The 14,891-nt window shown below is 66.7% G+C and carries 15 protein-coding genes; 8 read left to right on the top strand and 7 right to left on the bottom strand.

From position 1 onward, the window contains the following. The first annotated feature begins 161 nt into the window (after nucleotides 1-161). From N536_RS0135475 to N536_RS0135465, 3 genes are read left to right on the top strand one after another with little or no spacing between them, the layout of a single operon-like run. On the top strand, nucleotides 162-929 hold the full coding sequence (locus N536_RS0135475) for an IclR family transcriptional regulator (protein WP_029117948.1): 768 nt from the start codon (nucleotides 162-164) through the stop codon (nucleotides 927-929). A 41-nt stretch (nucleotides 930-970) separates the two neighbouring features. Further along, nucleotides 971-2,797, top strand: a complete 1,827-nt coding sequence (gene nhaA / locus N536_RS0135470; RefSeq protein ID WP_029117947.1) for a Na+/H+ antiporter NhaA — start codon at nucleotides 971-973, stop codon at nucleotides 2,795-2,797. A 7-nt stretch (nucleotides 2,798-2,804) separates the two neighbouring features. Continuing rightward, a complete protein-coding gene (locus N536_RS0135465) occupies nucleotides 2,805-3,500 on the top strand; it encodes a hypothetical protein (RefSeq protein ID WP_155948877.1) in 696 nt (231 codons plus the stop codon). On the opposite strand, the gene N536_RS41950 is transcribed toward N536_RS0135465, so the two are convergent. Next, on the bottom strand, nucleotides 3,492-4,658 hold the full coding sequence (locus tag N536_RS41950) for a glycosyltransferase (protein ID WP_081809525.1): 1,167 nt from the start codon (nucleotides 4,656-4,658) through the stop codon (nucleotides 3,492-3,494). The genes N536_RS0135465 and N536_RS41950 overlap by 9 nt on opposite strands. A 200-nt stretch (nucleotides 4,659-4,858) precedes the next feature. On the opposite strand from N536_RS41950, the gene N536_RS41945 reads away from it, so the two are divergent. Next, the gene (locus tag N536_RS41945; protein ID WP_197040316.1) at nucleotides 4,859-5,650 is read left to right on the top strand and encodes an alpha/beta fold hydrolase; all 792 of its coding nucleotides are present in this window, start codon (nucleotides 4,859-4,861) and stop codon (nucleotides 5,648-5,650) included. 150 nt (nucleotides 5,651-5,800) lie between these two features. After that, the gene (locus N536_RS0135455) at nucleotides 5,801-6,706 is read left to right on the top strand and encodes an LLM class F420-dependent oxidoreductase (protein ID WP_029117944.1); all 906 of its coding nucleotides are present in this window, start codon (nucleotides 5,801-5,803) and stop codon (nucleotides 6,704-6,706) included. Nucleotides 6,707-6,719: 13 nt separating this feature from the next. Here the strand turns inward: N536_RS0135455 and N536_RS0135450 are convergent, their stop codons facing one another. Together N536_RS0135450 and N536_RS0135445 are read right to left on the bottom strand one after the other, a co-directional pair. Beyond that, nucleotides 6,720-7,511, bottom strand: a complete 792-nt coding sequence (locus tag N536_RS0135450; protein WP_064751624.1) for a superoxide dismutase family protein — start codon at nucleotides 7,509-7,511, stop codon at nucleotides 6,720-6,722. A 56-nt stretch (nucleotides 7,512-7,567) separates the two neighbouring features. After that, complete coding sequence (locus N536_RS0135445) at nucleotides 7,568-8,248, bottom strand: DedA family protein (protein ID WP_029117942.1); 681 nt, start codon at nucleotides 8,246-8,248, stop codon at nucleotides 7,568-7,570. Between the two features lie 98 nt (nucleotides 8,249-8,346). On the opposite strand from N536_RS0135445, the gene N536_RS0135440 reads away from it, so the two are divergent. Further along, nucleotides 8,347-9,360: an alcohol dehydrogenase catalytic domain-containing protein gene (locus N536_RS0135440; protein WP_029117941.1), complete on the top strand. Its 1,014-nt coding sequence runs from the start codon at nucleotides 8,347-8,349 to the stop codon at nucleotides 9,358-9,360. A 12-nt stretch (nucleotides 9,361-9,372) separates the two neighbouring features. Here N536_RS0135440 and N536_RS0135435 read toward each other — a convergent pair whose 3' ends face one another. Continuing rightward, on the bottom strand, nucleotides 9,373-9,657 hold the full coding sequence (locus tag N536_RS0135435; RefSeq protein ID WP_029117940.1) for a hypothetical protein: 285 nt from the start codon (nucleotides 9,655-9,657) through the stop codon (nucleotides 9,373-9,375). A 165-nt stretch (nucleotides 9,658-9,822) separates the two neighbouring features. On the opposite strand from N536_RS0135435, the gene fbaA reads away from it, so the two are divergent. Then, nucleotides 9,823-10,860 (top strand): class II fructose-bisphosphate aldolase, encoded by a 1,038-nt coding sequence (gene fbaA / locus N536_RS0135430; protein ID WP_029117939.1) that lies wholly within the window; start codon nucleotides 9,823-9,825, stop codon nucleotides 10,858-10,860. A gap of 69 nt (nucleotides 10,861-10,929) precedes the next feature. On the opposite strand, the gene N536_RS0135425 is transcribed toward fbaA, so the two are convergent. Beyond that, a complete protein-coding gene (locus N536_RS0135425) occupies nucleotides 10,930-11,667 on the bottom strand; it encodes a DUF4878 domain-containing protein (protein ID WP_029117938.1) in 738 nt (245 codons plus the stop codon). Between the two features lie 103 nt (nucleotides 11,668-11,770). Between N536_RS0135425 and N536_RS0135420 the strand changes: the two genes are divergently transcribed. Continuing rightward, nucleotides 11,771-12,187 (top strand): DUF3151 domain-containing protein, encoded by a 417-nt coding sequence (locus tag N536_RS0135420; protein ID WP_029117937.1) that lies wholly within the window; start codon nucleotides 11,771-11,773, stop codon nucleotides 12,185-12,187. On the opposite strand, the gene N536_RS40470 is transcribed toward N536_RS0135420, so the two are convergent. Together N536_RS40470 and N536_RS0135410 are read right to left on the bottom strand one after the other, a co-directional pair. After that, a complete protein-coding gene (locus N536_RS40470) occupies nucleotides 12,184-13,938 on the bottom strand; it encodes an FUSC family protein (protein WP_155948876.1) in 1,755 nt (584 codons plus the stop codon). The two genes, N536_RS0135420 and N536_RS40470, sit on opposite strands and share 4 nt — an antisense overlap. Continuing rightward, entirely contained in the window at nucleotides 13,935-14,831 is an 897-nt protein-coding gene (locus tag N536_RS0135410) for a cation diffusion facilitator family transporter (protein ID WP_029117936.1), read from the bottom strand. The genes N536_RS40470 and N536_RS0135410 overlap by 4 nt, the downstream gene beginning before the upstream one ends. Nucleotides 14,832-14,891: the final 60 nt, after the last annotated feature.

Genomic DNA, 14,891 nt, shown 5'->3' with positions numbered 1-14,891 from the left:
TCATGGCGCGGGCGTTGCATCGCCAGTTGATTTGCCTGATACCTACTGAACATCGAACGTTTGGGTCGAATCAACCCTATCCGAGTACCGATGGCAAATTGTTCGCAGAGTGAGCACTGAAGGTCTTGGTGTTCACTGTGTGAACGTCTACGCTTGACTCCGTGGTGGCACAGGTGCCCGGGGCGAACGTCGTCGCGCGGGTCGGCGCGGTGTTGCGGGCGGTCGCCGCCGCGGAGCCCGACGGCGCGTCGACCACCGATCTCGGGAAGGCTGCGGGGCTGGCCCGGCCGACCGCGCATCGGCTGCTCGCGTCGCTGGCCGCCGAGCACCTGGTGGCGCGCGACTCGAAGACGGGGCGATGGTCGCTGGGGCCGGAGCTCTATCTCCTCGGGGTGGGCGCCGCATACCGCTACGACGTCACCGACCAGGCGCGTGCTGTGGTCACCCGGTTGGCCCGCGACACCGGCGAGAGCGCGTTCTTCTCGACCCGCCGAGGCGACGAGACGGTCTGCGTCCTCGCCGAGGAGGGCAGCTTCCCGCTGCGTTCGCACGTGCTGCACGTCGGGATCCGATTTCCGCTCGGCGTGGCCAGTGCAGGTCTGGCGATCCTCAGCCACCTGTCCAACCGCGACATCGACGACTACTTCAGCCGGGTTCGGCCGGAGTCGGAGTGGGGCCCCGAGCACTCCGAGGCGTCGATTCGCGCGCGCATCGAATCCACCCGGCGCACAGGCTATGCGGTGAATCCAGCGTTGATCGTTGACGGGAGCTGGGGAATCGGCGCGGCCGTGTTCGACCGGACCGGGCGGCCGGCATGGGCGCTCAGCCTCACCGGTGTCGAGACCCGCTTCAGGCCGGAGCGTCACCTCGAGTTGGGCACGCTGCTGCTCGAGCAGGCTCACCAGTTGTCGGGACGACTGCGGTCCTGACACGTTTAAGGTGAAGTCGTGTCCGACCGATCCACGCGCACGTGACCTCGCAGGCCCCGCACGCGCCGAGCAGGCTCGGGCGCGATCCGACGGCCGCCCGCAGCGGCGAGAACACCGCAGCGGCGCTGCTGCTGATATTCACCGTCGTGGCCATCCTCTGGGCCAATTCACCGTGGGCGCAAAGCTATTCGGACTTCTGGAGCACCCACGTCGGGCTGACCTTCGGAGACATTCACGCCGAGTTGACCGTCAAACACCTGGTCAACGACGGCCTGATGACGTTCTTCTTCTTCGTCGTTGGGCTGGAGGTGAAGAGCCAGTTCACCATCGGTGAGCTCACCGACCGCGCCCGCGCCGCAGTGCCCGTCATCGCCGCATTCGCCGGGCTGATCCTGCCGGCGATCATCTTCCTGCTGCTCAACCCGTCGGGTGACGACGCGCGTGCGTGGGGCGTGGTGATCTCCACGGACACCGCGTTCCTGGTGGGCGCGTTGGCGATCATCGGCCCGAAGTACCCGGCCCGGTTGCGCACCTTCCTGCTCACTCTTGCCGTCGTCGACGACGTCGGGGCGCTGCTGGCGATCGCGTTGTTCTACGCCGACGAGGTGCGGTTCGTGCCGCTGCTCGTTGCGCTGGTGCTGGTCGGGGCCATCGCCGCGGTTCGCCTCCTGCCCGTCGCTCGTGGCCTGGCGTATTCGGTGTTGGGGTTCGGGTTGTGGCTGGCTCTGTTCATGGGCGGAGTGCACCCCACGCTGGCCGGTGTTGCGGTGGCCCTTCTCATCCCGGTGTTCACGCCGGAACGCCAGCGGGTGGAGGAGGCCGTTGAGGTGATCCGCGCCTTCCGGCAGTCGCCGAACTCGAACTACGTGCGGGCCGCGACTCGCAGTCTGCGCGAGTCGATCTCGATCAACGAACGGCTGCAGACGGCGTTCGGGCCCTACGTCTCGTTCGTCGTGCTCCCGTTGTTCGCGTTGGCCAACGCGGGTGTGCACCTCGACCGTGACACGATGACCGCAGCTGCGCACTCACCGCTGACGTGGGGTGTGATCGTGGGTTTGGTGCTCGGCAAGTTCGTCGGCATCACCGCCGCCACCGCCGTGGTGCGCGCCACCGGCATCGGGCAACTGGCCCCTGGTTTGACGTTGCGGCGCGTCGCGGGCGGCGCCGCACTGTCCGGAATCGGTTTCACCATCTCGCTGTTCATCATCGACCTGGCCATCGAGGATCCGGCCAAGCAGGACCAGGCGCGCGTCGGCGTGCTGGCCGCATCGGTGCTCGCGTTCGTCCTCGGCTGGGTCACCTTCCGCATCACCGACTGGCTCAGCCCCCCGATTGCGGTGGGCGCGAAGCTGATTCGCGACGTCGACCCGGACCGCGACCACATCCGGGGCAATCCCAACGCCCCGCTCACGCTCGTCGAGTACGGCGACTTCGAGTGCCCGTTCTGCAGCAGGGCGACCGGAGGCATCGACGAGATCCGCGCCTACTTCGGTGACGAACTGCGGTACGTGTGGCGGCATCTGCCGCTGGAGCGCGTGCACCCGCACGCGATGGACGCTGCGCGCGCCAGCGAGGCCGCCGCGTTGCAGGGCCGGTTCTTCGAGATGGCCACCCGGATGTTCGAGTTCCAGGACTACCTCGAGTGGGAGCACATGTACCGCTACGCCGACGGTGTCGGTGTGGACATCAACAAGTTCGACGAGGACCTGCACTCGCCGAAGGTGCTGCACCGGGTGCAGGACGACGCCCAGGACGCCGAGCTGATGGATCTCAATTCGACGCCGACCTTCTTCGTCAACGGGCGGCGGCACGAGGGCCCGTGGGATGCGGCCAGTTTGATCCGCGCGCTGGAGGCGGCGCGGGCATAGTTGGCTGGTGGCGGGGTTCGCACACTGGTTATTTGGTCAAGTACGATCGACGACACTGTGGCTGTGGAACATTCGCAGAGGGGTGGCTGTGTCGGATCGATCACATGCTGACTTTCCTCTTGCGGATCTCTACGCCGTGGAACGCGAAGCTGGGTCGGCAGTACAGACAAACCTTGTCGTAATCTGGGTGGCTGCAACGACATATCTGATCGCTGCAGCAAGCGCCCTTTCGGTGTTGGCGGACGATAAATCACGGCTAGACGAATTTTGGATCGTCCTGTATCTGTTGCCCTTTCCGGCGTGTGCTCTTGCCGGCTATCACTTGATCTTGTTCGGTACTGGTGTCGTAAGGTCGAAATCCATCGAAATGGTCGAGGCTGAACTGAAGAGACGCGTCACTCTAAGCAGTTCGAGGCACAGTGAAATCGATTTCGACTGGAAGAAGTACGGGTCGGCGGCGGAAACTGGTTGGAACGATCCAGGCAAAGGTCCCGCAGCGATGCTGCCCGTTTCATTCGGTGCGTTACTTGTCCCATACCTTTCTGCCATAGCGCTGGTGGTGTATTGCTTTGTTTTGCTCACTGCGCATATCAGCCGGATGAGTTGTGCTTTCATCATACCTTTATTGGCGTACAGCTCGTACGGATTCTTCATCGCGTGGCTGGCCGTGGAGACATTTAGAAAGCAGGGCGATTCACGTTGATCGGCGAATTTCGGATCCGGTGGCAGCTTCTTCGTAAAGCGACTCAAAGGCGTTTAGCGTATTTTTGATATCGTGCGTCCGGACGCGGTTGAGGCTGGCAACTCCGTAGGCTCGGGCACGGTCTGCATCCGTCAGGACCTTCTGCAATCCCATTGCGAGACCGTTGATATCTCCTGGTCGGAATAGTTCACCGTTTCTGCCAGGCGTTACGAGTAAGGGCAGGGCATGAGCATTGGCAGCGACGACGGGAAGGCCGGATGCCATGGCTTCGAGCGTTGCGATGCTCTGCAGCTCTGCGGTTCCGGGCATACAGAACACGTCAGCCTGGGCATATTCGTCACGGACTTCGTCATCGCTGAGCTGGCCCAGGAAATCGATGCGAGTGTCGACGCCGCGGCTGACAGCGTGGCGCCGTAGAGCACCTTCGGTCGACCCTTGCCCGACTATTCGCAATCGTGTGGCCGCGTCAAGCATCGGTAATGCGTCGATGATGTCGTCGACGTGCTTCTCGCGGTCGAGTCGGCCGACGAACAGAACTGTTGGAACCGGATGATGGCCAGTTTGACCTGTTGGCCGGTAAGCCTCAATGTCAACACCGCATGAGATCGCTTGCGCTCGTTCAATCCCTGTTTTCCGGCGTAGTAAATCGACCGCATAAGGGGTCGGGGCAGTAATAAAGTCAGCGCGCTGGAGGACGTTGCCGAGGTCCCGCCAAGCGAGTGCTGCTGCAGCGCGGTACACATGCTCGGGCAGTGGCATTGGGGAGTAGCTTCGGAGATTCTCGGGCATGAAGTGGTTAGTCGCGACCACTGGAATGCCTAGCGTTTGGGACTCGCTGGACACACGGCGACCCACAACGAGATGTGCTTGTAGGTGCACGATGTCGGGCCGGACATCCCGCATGATACCGGCGACTGCGCTCGAGACCTTTCGAAAATCGGCGATGTGGAATGTCGCGTGCCACGGGTACTTGTATGAAGGCACACGGTGCAGGCGGACGCCCGCCAAGTCTTCCTGATAGGAGTGGCCGAGCGGAGACGGGCTGATGACATGGGTCTCATGCCCTCGGTAAGCCAAGCCTTCTGCCAACCGGCGCGCGAAAACGGCGGCGCCGTTAACGTCGGGGCTGTATGTCTCGCATGCCATGACGATTCTCATCGGTATGTCTCTTGCCCTGCCCCCGGCTTAAACTCCATACAACGGGTCGCCATCTGATAGAGCCTAATCGCGTACTGCGCGGGCCCGATCTCACAGAGGGGTGCTATCTGAGCCGCTACCGAAGCTTGACGCTTCTGGATGGGTCGGCCGTGGTAATTGCCGACACAGGTCCTACGGCCGAGCCAGTTACGGTGCTCGCCGTGCCCGGGTGGAAGGGTTCGGACATCGGATTGCGAGGACTGATCGCCGGTACAGTCGATATGGGCTTTCGGGTAGTGACCGTGAACCTGCCCGGGGCAGGGATATCGCCGAGTTCTCCAGGCGGCCAACGCGGCCTCAATGAGCTTGTGCACACGATCGAACAGATCCTCTTCGCGATTGCCCCAATGGATACGCCGATCTTGCTTGGCCATTCGTTCGGCGCCACGGTTGCTGCTGCGGTGGCGGCCCGACGCAAGTTCGCGGTTGCGGGCGTACTGCTTGTTTCACCAGTCGTGGTGAGCAGTCCATCTCGACCGACGGGGTTGGTGGGCAGAATGCGCGCACTTGTGGTGGAGGCGACGAGCAAAAGCCTGCGGTCGCTTCCTCGTGGGCTCGCCGATGCTGCGATTCGATCCAGGTTGGCTGAAGGTCTGGTCAACACCACGCTGGCCCGGCGGGGCGTTCGCGGAGTAACCCGGATCCATGTTCGGTCCAAGGCGGAACGGAGTCTTGCTGCCGATCCTCGCGCGATGGGTAGTCAGTTCCTGATCGCGGCGAGGCATGGTTGTTTGGAATCAGCGGCCAATCTACTCGCGCCCACAATCATTATCGCCGGGGACCGAGACCAGTTTTCGACCGTCGACGAACTCCGAAAACTCTGCGCGGCGCTGTCCCACGGGCATCTCGTCCTAGTTCCTGGAGCGGGACATCTAGCCCACCACGAAGACACCGAAACCTTAAGTCGCTTTGTCGCCGAACAAGTTTCGGAACTGACCATGAGTCGCGGGTAAGTCGCGACCTGCAGGGGGGAGATGCCGGGGCTCAAGCCGACACACCGGCCCCCGAACTATCGCCTCGACGCACTGCGGCGTCGTGATGGACTGGACCAGACGCCAGGTTCCGCGAACTGTCGACATGCAGGCGGCATTAGCATCGAGGCCGTGACCGACACCCAACGCCCCCGCATCGACTTCCCCGGCCGAATCGGCGTCTGGTGGGCCAGCGACAGCTGGTCGACACCGAAGGCGCAAGACGTGGCGCGCGAGATCGAAGCCCTCGGGTATGGGTCGCTGTTCCTCCCCGAGGCGATGGGCAAGGAGTGCCTGTCGCAGTCCATGGCGTTCCTGTCGGTCACCGAACGACTCGTGGTCGGCACCGGCATTGCCAACATCCACGTCCGGATTCCGCTGGCGGCGGAGAGCGGCGGCCGGCTGCTCAATGCGTTGTTCCCCGGCCGGTTCGTCCTCGGCCTCGGCGTGAGTCACGGGCCGCTCGTCGAGCGCGCGCTGGGCGGCAGCTACGCCAAGCCCCTGGCCACCATGCGCGACTATTTGGAGCGGATGGCCGCCGTCCCCGAGATCATCGAGCCGGGTGCGGCCCGCCCGGTCCGGCTGCTGGCCGCGCTGGGTCCCAAGATGATCGAGCTGTCCGGTACGCACGCCGACGGCGCGCATCCCTACCTGGTGGTGCCCGACCAGACCGCTGCCACGCGCGCGATCCTCGGCCCGGACAAGTGGATCGTGTCCGAGCAGGCCGTCACCGTCGGCGGTACTGCCGACGAACAACTGCAATGGGCGCACGGGCATCTCGACGGCTATTCCGGTCTCCCGAACTACCGGAACTCGTGGCTGCGTCAGGGCTTCGACGAATCCGACCTGGTGCGCGGCGGTTCCGACCGGCTGGCCCGCGCACTGGTGGGGATGGGGTCGGTCGACGACGCGGCGGCGTCGGTGCGCGCGCACCTCGACGCGGGCGCCGACCACGTCGTGGTTCAGGTGCTCGGCGACGATCGGACGGGCGATCCACGGCCGGCGTTGCGCACCCTGGCGAAGGCGCTGGAGCTGTAGGGCTCGTGTGACGTCAGCCGCCGTTGGGGCTGGGCGGCAGATTTCCGGGCACCGTGATGGGCGGCAGGCTCGGTTGGATCACGGTGACGGTGCTGGTGCTCGTGCTGACGCTGCTGCTCGAGGTCGGCGACGTCGGTGAGGGCGTCTCGGTGATGGTGGCGGGCGGGACCGAGGTGCTGGCGGTGGTGGTGATGGTGGACGTCGAAATCGACGTAGAGACAGACGTGGAGACAGTTGTGCTCGCGGTGCTCGCCGGACTGAGCACCCCGCAGGCGATGCGCTTGTCGACGTCGGCTGAGCCTTGGCCGGCGATGTCGGTGCCTTCGTGCACGACGATCGACGAACCTTCGGAGCCCTTGAGCTGATCCTCGGTGAAGGCGTCGCTGGTGGCGACGAGTTTCCCGGCGCCATCTGAGCGCACGAGCAGTGGCGGCAGGTCTCCGCTGGCCGGCTCCCCGGTATGCCCCGGGGCCTGGAAGTGGTCGCCTGCCGAGGCAAAGTCAGCGGATGCACCGCCGGTGGGCGGGACGGAGTTGGCCTCGCAGCTGCCAATCGCGTGAATGTGCAAACCGTGGAAACCCGGGGCGAGGATGCCGCCGGAGACCGTCTCGACGGTGACCGTGGCGTACCCACTGCTGAAGTCGACGGTGGCATCGGCGACGTGCGTGCCGTCGGCGGTGTTCAGCTGTGCCGTCAGGGTTTGTGCGCTGGGCGAGGTCGTCGGCGTCGAGGAGTCGTTCGAAGCCTGGCCCGAGCAACCGCCCATCGTGACGACGGCCAGGGCGAGCAAAGCCGCGCGCTTCATCATGGACCCGGGCGTACCCTCGTGATCCGCGCCACAAACGCGGAACCGTCGCCCTGCTAGGTCTGTTCGACCGGGCCGGCGGCGCGCTTGGCTGCCTTGCGCCGCTTGTACCACTCGATGAAGATCGGGGTCACCGACGCCAGCGCGATGAAGATGAAGATCGGTTCGATCAGTTTCTGGATGATCTCGAACTGCCCGAGCCAGTACCCGAGCAGCGTCAGCCCGACGCCCCACGCGACGGCACCGATGACGTTGAACAGGGTGAACACCGCGTAGTTCATCCGGGCGGCGCCTGCGGTGATCGGCGCCAAGGTGCGCACGATCGGCACGAAGCGGGCAAGCACGATCGCGAAGGGTCCGCGCGCCTCGAAGAACGCGTGCGCCTCGTCGAGGTAGCGCTGCTTGAGGAACCGGGCGTTCGGCTTGAACATCGACGTGCCGATGCTGCGACCGATCCAGTACCCGACCTGGCTGCCGAGGACCGCGGCGATGGGGATGAACAGCAGCAGCTGCCACAGCTTGAAGTTGGCGTCGACGGTGTCGGCCTGGGCGGCCGTTCCCGCGGCCAACATGCCCCCGACGAACAGCAGCGTGTCGCCGGGTAGCACCGGGAACAGGACGCCCGACTCGACGAAGACGACGATCAGCAGCCCCACCAACGCCCAGGTACCGAAGTACCCGATGAGCGTCACCGGATCCAGGAAGTCCGGCATGAGCGCAAGGGTCGTGGTGGTCATGGCACACCAAGATACCGGCGTCACCTGCGCGTGCCGGACGGCGAGCAAGATCAAGCCAGACATTCCCTGGTAGGTGCCGACGTGGTTAGGGTCGTGGAATGCCTACTCACAAAGCCGTTCACGTCGAAGCGGCCGGTCAGCCCCTGACGCTCACCGACGTCGAAACCACGTCGCCGCCACGCGACCACGTCCGCATCGCCGTCGCCGCGTCCGGCGTGTGCGGCACCGATCACGCCGTCGTCAACGGCGGCTTTCCCGGGCTGTCGTGGCCCGTGACGCCCGGCCACGAGGCCGCGGGAACCATCGCCGAGATCGGCGACGGCGTCGAGGGCTTCGCGGTGGGCGATCGGGTCGCGGTCGGCTGGTTCGGCGGGAACTGCAACCGGTGCGTGCCCTGCCGCAAGGGGTTCTTCATGCAGTGCGAGCGAGCGCAGGTGCCGAGCCTGCACTACCCGGGCGGTTACGCGGAGTCCCTCGTCGCGCCCGCGACTGCGTTGGCGCGGATACCGGACGAGCTGTCATTCGTCGAGGCGGCCCCGATGGGCTGCGCCGGCGTGACGACGTTCAACGGGCTGCGCAATACGCGGGCCAAGGCCGGCGACCTGGTGGCCGTGCTCGGCATCGGCGGACTGGGGCATCTGGGCGTGCAGTTCTCCAGGGCCATGGGCTTCGAGACGGTGGCGATCGCGCGCGGCGCGGCGAAGGCCAACGACGCCCGCGAGCTCGGCGCGCACCACTACATCGACTCCAACGAGGCTGATGTCGCGTCGGCCCTGCGTGACCTGGGTGGCGCGGTCGTCGTGCTGGCGACGGCGGCGAACTCCGAGGCGATGGCGGCGACCGTCGGCGGCCTCGGACCGCAGGGTGAACTCGTCGTCATCGGCGTCACGCCGGACAACCTTCCGATCAGCCCGCTGGACCTGATCACCGGTGGCCTTTCGGTGACGGGACACCCGTCGGGCACGTCCCGCGACGTCGAGGAGACCATGCACTTCGCGGTGCAGACGGGGGTGCGCGCGGTGGTCCAGGAACGCCCGCTGGCGGAGGCCGCCGAGGCTTACGAAGCCATGGACACCGGCAAGGCGCGCTACCGGATGGTGCTGACCGTTTAGCCCTGAGGCCGCTCAGACCTTGATCGTTCCGTTCTGACCGTCCAACCGGCAGCCGACGACGCGGCCGGCCTTGTCGACCTTGACGGTCCCATTGACGACGAGGCAGCAGTCGAGCATGCTGCCCGCGCCGCGGTTCCTGTAGCAGTGCCCGAAGGTCGTGCCGTCGTCGGTGGCCTGGGCCACGGCTGTCGAGCCGAGCGTCACGCCGACGACGGTGGCGGTGACGAACAGGATTCGCCGTGCGGTGCGGCCGATCGAACGGATCGACGCGGTGTTGTTCGTAGGTCTGGCGTTCATGGTGTGCTCCTCGGTGTTCGTCGCGGCCAGTCGCCGCGTTCACCGGTGGGAGTTCTCCGAGCCGCCGAATCCCTCACTTTTCCGTTCGATCCGCACCACGGGTATCGGGCCGTATGGCTTCTTGCGATACTGGGCGCGATAGCCGAAACGCCGAGAGGAATCCCCATGCCCATCGCCACGCCCGAGATCTACGCCGAGATGCTGGGCCGTGCCAAGGAGCACTCCTTCGCGTTCCCCGCCATCAACTGCGTCGGGTCGGAGAGCGTCAACGCCGCCATCAAGGGCTTCGCGGACGCCGGCAGCGACGGCATCATCCAGTTCTCCACGGGCGGAGCGGAATTCGCGTCGGGCCTGGGGATCAAGGAGATGGTCACCGGTGCGGTGGCGCTCGCCGAGTTCGCCCACGTCGTCGCGGCCAAGTACGACATCACCGTCGCGCTGCACACCGACCACTGCCCGAAGGACAAGCTGGACACCTACGTCCGGCCGCTGCTGGCCATCTCGGCCGAGCGCGTTGCCAAGGGCGGCAACCCGCTGTTCCAGTCGCACATGTGGGACGGCTCCGCGGTACCGATCGACGAGAACCTCGAAATCGGCAAGGAATTGCTCAAGCTTGCCGCCGAGGCCAAGATCATCCTCGAAGTCGAGATCGGCGTGGTCGGTGGCGAGGAAGACGGCGTCGAGGCCGAGATCAACGAGAAGCTCTACACCTCGGCCGAGGACTTCGAGAAGACCATCGAGGCGCTAGGCGCCGGTGAGCACGGCAAGTACCTGCTGGCCGCGACGTTCGGCAACGTGCACGGCGTCTACAAGCCGGGCAACGTCAAACTGAAGCCCGAGGTGCTGGCCGAGGGCCAGGCCGTCGCGGCGAAGAAGCTCGGCCTGCCCGAGGGCTCCAAGCCGTTCGACTTCGTGTTCCACGGCGGCTCCGGATCGCTGAAGTCCGAGATCGAGGACTCGCTAAAGTACGGCGTGGTCAAGATGAACGTCGACACCGACACCCAGTACGCCTTCACCCGCCCGCTCGCCGGCCACATGTTCGCCAACTACGACGGCGTGCTCAAGATCGACGGCGAGGTCGGCAACAAGAAGGTCTACGACCCCCGCAGCTACCTGAAGAAGGCCGAGGCGTCGATGTCCGAGCGCGTCGTCGAGGCCTGCAACGACCTGCACAGCACCGGCCGCAGCGTCACCGCGGGCTAGCTGCCCAACGTCCGGCGGTTTCGGCGTGTTGTGTTTCGGTCAGCGTGACGGAACACGCCGAAATCGCTGTTACTGGGGCGCCTGGCAGATCTTCCACTGCTCGTCGCGGAACTCCAGGTCGAAGCTGCGCGTGGACCGCGTGGACGGGTCGAACGCCATGAACGACGTGACGTTGGCCTCGGCGTGGCCGTCGTTGACCACCACCTGATCGATGCTGGCCACCACCGGGTACTGCCGGGCCGCCGCGACGCGGGCGTGGATGTCCTTCCACCGCGCGTCGTCGTACTTGACGTAGCTGTCGGCCGTCTCGCCGCACGTGATGCTGCGCAGCGTGGCGAGGTCGCCCTTCTGGATCGCGGTGTCGAAGTTCTGGATCGTGGTGCGGACGCGGTCCTCCTGCGAGACCTTCGGCGCGTCGTCCCGGGTGAGTAACACGGTGCCGAGGATCGCCACGGCGACCAGCGCCGCGATCACCAGCACCAGTGCGATCACCCAACCCCAGCTTCGGCGCTTTCGCGGCGGTGCGGGCGCGTCGCCCCTCGGCGGAATGATCTGCGGCGCAGCGATATTGGCCTGCGGGAACTGTTCGGTGGGCGCACCCGACGCGGCCATGCCCGCGGGCGCGTCCGATACTGACAGGATCTCGGTGGGCGGCCCGGTCTCGATGATCTGGGTGGAGCCGGCGTCCGATGGCGACGGCGCGGTGAACCGACGCTCGGGCTCGTTCGGCTCGGCCTGCTCCGTCGAACCGGGCCCCTCGTTCGGAGCGGGCTGCGGGTTCTCGTCGGGCCCTGATGGGTTCGACATCTCTAGTCTCAGTCCTCCCTCGACACGGTCTTCACGAGCTTATCCATCGCCGCCCGGCCATGCCCCGGGCCGTCGTGCAGGATCCGCACGGCACAATAGGCCCATGACGCGTATGGGTGATCTTCTGGGGCCGGATCCGGTGTTCTTGCCTGGCGATACCGAAGCAGAGGCAGCGCTTGCCGCGGGTGAGAATCCGACCACCGTCGCGGCGTCGCATCCATCCGCGTCGGTGGCATGGGGGACCTTGGCCGAGGAGGCCCTCGACGACGACCGGGCCGTCACGGCCTACGCCTACGCCAGGACGGGCTATCACCGGGGCCTGGATCAGCTCCGGCGCAACGGCTGGAAGGGCTTCGGCCCGGTGCCCTACGCGCACGAACCGAACCGTGGCTTCCTGCGCTGCGTGGCCGCGCTGGCCCGCGCCGCCGACTCCATCGGTGAGACCGACGAATTTCAGCGGTGCCTGGATCTGCTCGACGATTGCGATCCCTCCGCACGCGTGCAGCTCGGCCTCGGCTAGGTAGCCGGCACGATCTGCTGCACGGCCCTGCCGAGGGCTGTGACCTCCGTAGCGACGAAGCCCGGCGCATCGCCGATCTCGGGCGGGGCGGTGCCCGCGCGCAGGGCGGCAGCCAGCGCGTGCAGCCGCGCCCGGTAGGCCTCCGCGGCCTCGGGCGAACACAACGGACTCGACGTGGTGGTCTCGAGTGCCCAGCAGCCAGCAATGGTGCGGTAGGCGAGGTGCTCGGTCGCCTCCACCACGGGCCGCAGGTGCGCCTCGGCGACGCGCTGTGCCCGCGAGCCGGCAGAGGCGGCATCGGCCGCGTCGCGCATCTCGATCGCGGCGATCTGCAGGTCCCGACGGGCTGCCCGGGCCGGCAGCGCGGAGGCGTCGGTGCCCGCAAGATGAGCCGAGGTAACCGCTATGGCGTCGATCGAGTCGGCGATGGCCTCCACCAACCTCGTCGATTCCTGAAATCGGCTGGTGACGAGGAAGACCGCGACACCCACCGCGCATCCGACCAGCGTGTCGCTGCCGCGGGCGCGGAGTAGCTCCGGTATGTCCACCTGCCGAGTGCCGGTGGCGATCGTCAGCGCGGCCGCGGTGATGAAGACCGACGCCAACCCGTAGTTGCGGACGACGAGCATCTCGATGACGAACTGAAGGCCTGCCAGAACCGCCGCAAGCCACACACCCTGGGGATGCAACGACAGGATGCCCGCGGCGAGAACCAACCCAACCCACGTCCCCGACAGGCGTTCGATGCCACGGCGCAACGTATGGCTTCGGTCGGCGCCTTGGTGGAGCACCAGCACCGCAGCGGCGATCGCCCAATAGGGGTGACCGATGCCCAGCAGCATCGCGCCGGCTCCGGCCAGTGGTGCGGCGAGCGCAACCCGCACCATGACGTGGCGGACGTGCGAGCCCGGCGCAAGCGCACGTTGCAGCAGGAGCGCCACGGCCGGTCGGCCCAGCGGTATCCGTTCGGGATCGCGGGCCGAGACCGTCTCGGGCGCCGCCTGAAGATCACCGATCCGGCGCGCCGTCGAGGCGGCCGCCGGGCCGCCGCCCGTGGTGCTCGCCGACATCGAGTCGGCGAACAAGACGTGCAACGCGTGGTTCGCGGCGCGGAGTCGATCGAGTGTGCCGCCCACTCGGCGGTCGAAGGGTTGAAAGCTGATCAGCACGTTCCACGATCGATGCAATGCGGTCGCCGCGCGGTGTCTGGCGACGTCTTCCCCTGGCGATCCGAGCGCTTCGAGATAGTCGGCGACGGCCACGCCGGCAGCCGAAACTGCCGCCCGCTCAGGCTGTCTCACACCACCTAGGGCGCCGGCCATTTGCACCAGCCACGCCACGGCGCCTCCTGCCAGCACCAGTGCGAAGAGCTGCCACGGCGCCAGATGTGCGGCCGACACGCCCAAGCCCGCGGCGCACGCCAAGACGAATACGTATGCACCGGGCGGTCCGACGGCCAGCGCGTTGCAGAGCCACACGGCGTTGACCGCGACCATGGAGACGACCGTGACTCCGAACCAGGGGACTGCGGCCGCCCACGAACCCAGTGCGACGGCGCCGGCCAGTGTCACTGCGACCACGGCCAGCTGCACGCCGCGGTTGACGTAGGGCCTGCCGGTCCCGAACCGCGAGGTGAACGCGCCGAGCGTGGCGATCAGGCCTGCCCCGACCTGCCCGGCGGCCGATCCCACGACAACCGGAATCGAAGTGCTGACGGCCGCGCGAAGCGCGATCGGCCAGCGGGAGTTCACCAGGTGGTCTGCTTCTCGCAGTCGCCGCTGCCGTCCGGCGGTTCCACCTGGACCGTGGCGTGCTCGAGGCCGCGGGCGGCCAGCACCGCCCGCGCGTCCTCAAGCACCTGGACCGAGTCGCCGCGGCACGTGACGTGCGCGGTGGCCATGTCCTTGCCGGGCACTAGCGTCCAGACGTGCAGATCGTGGACGCCGGTCACGCCGTTCACGGCGGCCAGCGCCGAGCGCAACTCGTCGACGTCGACGTGGCTGGGTGACGACTCGGACAGGATGCGCAGGGCGGAGCGGGCCAGGGCGATCGCCCGCGGCAGCACCCACAGTGCGACGAGGACGGCGACCACGACGTCGGCGTAAGGCCAGCTCGTCGTGACCGTGACGATGCCGGCGATCAGCACGCCGACGCTCCCGACGGTGTCGGCGACGACCTCCATGTAGGCGCCCTTGACGGCGAGGCTGTGCTCGGACTGCGACCGCAACAGCAGCACGACGACGAGGTTGGCGAGCAGGCCGGCGAGTGCGACGGCGATCATCGGGACGCCTGGCACGTCGGGCGCGTTCCCGAGCCGCTCGAACGCCTCGTAGAGGATGAACGCGGCGACGCCGAGGAGCAGCACCGCGTTGGCGACGGCGGTGAACACCTCGGCGCGGTGCCAGCCGTAGGTCCGCGCGGCCGAATCCGGTCCGTGCCTGGCCAGCAGGACCGCCGTCAACCCCATGAACATGGCCACCAGGTCGGTCAACATGTGGCCGGCATCGGCCAGCAGCGCGATCGACCCGATCCACAGTGCGGTCGTCAGTTCGATGCCGAAGAACACCGTGAGGATCGCCGCGGCGATCAGCATCCGGCTTACGCGCGTGTCGCCGCCATGCCCGTGATCGTGACCCGCACCCATGCCAGCAATATATGCGGAAGAACGCATATATCGCAAGCGGTCCGTGCGCGGGAAGCGCGC

The sequence above is a fragment of the Mycobacterium sp. URHB0044 genome (assembly GCF_000620625.1).
Lineage (GTDB): Bacteria > Actinomycetota > Actinomycetes > Mycobacteriales > Mycobacteriaceae > Mycobacterium.
Note: the sequence above shows the minus strand (reverse complement) of the source record. Positions and strands in the feature narration are given on the sequence as shown.

What these genes read in the sequence shown, in the direction of transcription:
- N536_RS41950 (WP_081809525.1), bottom strand. Translation starts at nt 4,658, where the DNA reads ATGAGAATCGTCATGGCATGCGAGACATACAGCCCCGACGTTAACGGC.
- N536_RS0135450 (WP_064751624.1), bottom strand. Translation starts at nt 7,511, where the DNA reads ATGAAGCGCGCGGCTTTGCTCGCCCTGGCCGTCGTCACGATGGGCGGT.
- N536_RS0135445 (WP_029117942.1), bottom strand. Translation starts at nt 8,248, where the DNA reads ATGACCACCACGACCCTTGCGCTCATGCCGGACTTCCTGGATCCGGTG.
- N536_RS0135440 (WP_029117941.1), top strand. Translation starts at nt 8,347, where the DNA reads ATGCCTACTCACAAAGCCGTTCACGTCGAAGCGGCCGGTCAGCCCCTG.
- N536_RS0135435 (WP_029117940.1), bottom strand. Translation starts at nt 9,657, where the DNA reads ATGAACGCCAGACCTACGAACAACACCGCGTCGATCCGTTCGATCGGC.
- fbaA (WP_029117939.1), top strand. Translation starts at nt 9,823, where the DNA reads ATGCCCATCGCCACGCCCGAGATCTACGCCGAGATGCTGGGCCGTGCC.
- N536_RS0135425 (WP_029117938.1), bottom strand. Translation starts at nt 11,667, where the DNA reads ATGTCGAACCCATCAGGGCCCGACGAGAACCCGCAGCCCGCTCCGAAC.
- N536_RS0135420 (WP_029117937.1), top strand. Translation starts at nt 11,771, where the DNA reads ATGACGCGTATGGGTGATCTTCTGGGGCCGGATCCGGTGTTCTTGCCT.
- N536_RS0135410 (WP_029117936.1), bottom strand. Translation starts at nt 14,831, where the DNA reads ATGGGTGCGGGTCACGATCACGGGCATGGCGGCGACACGCGCGTAAGC.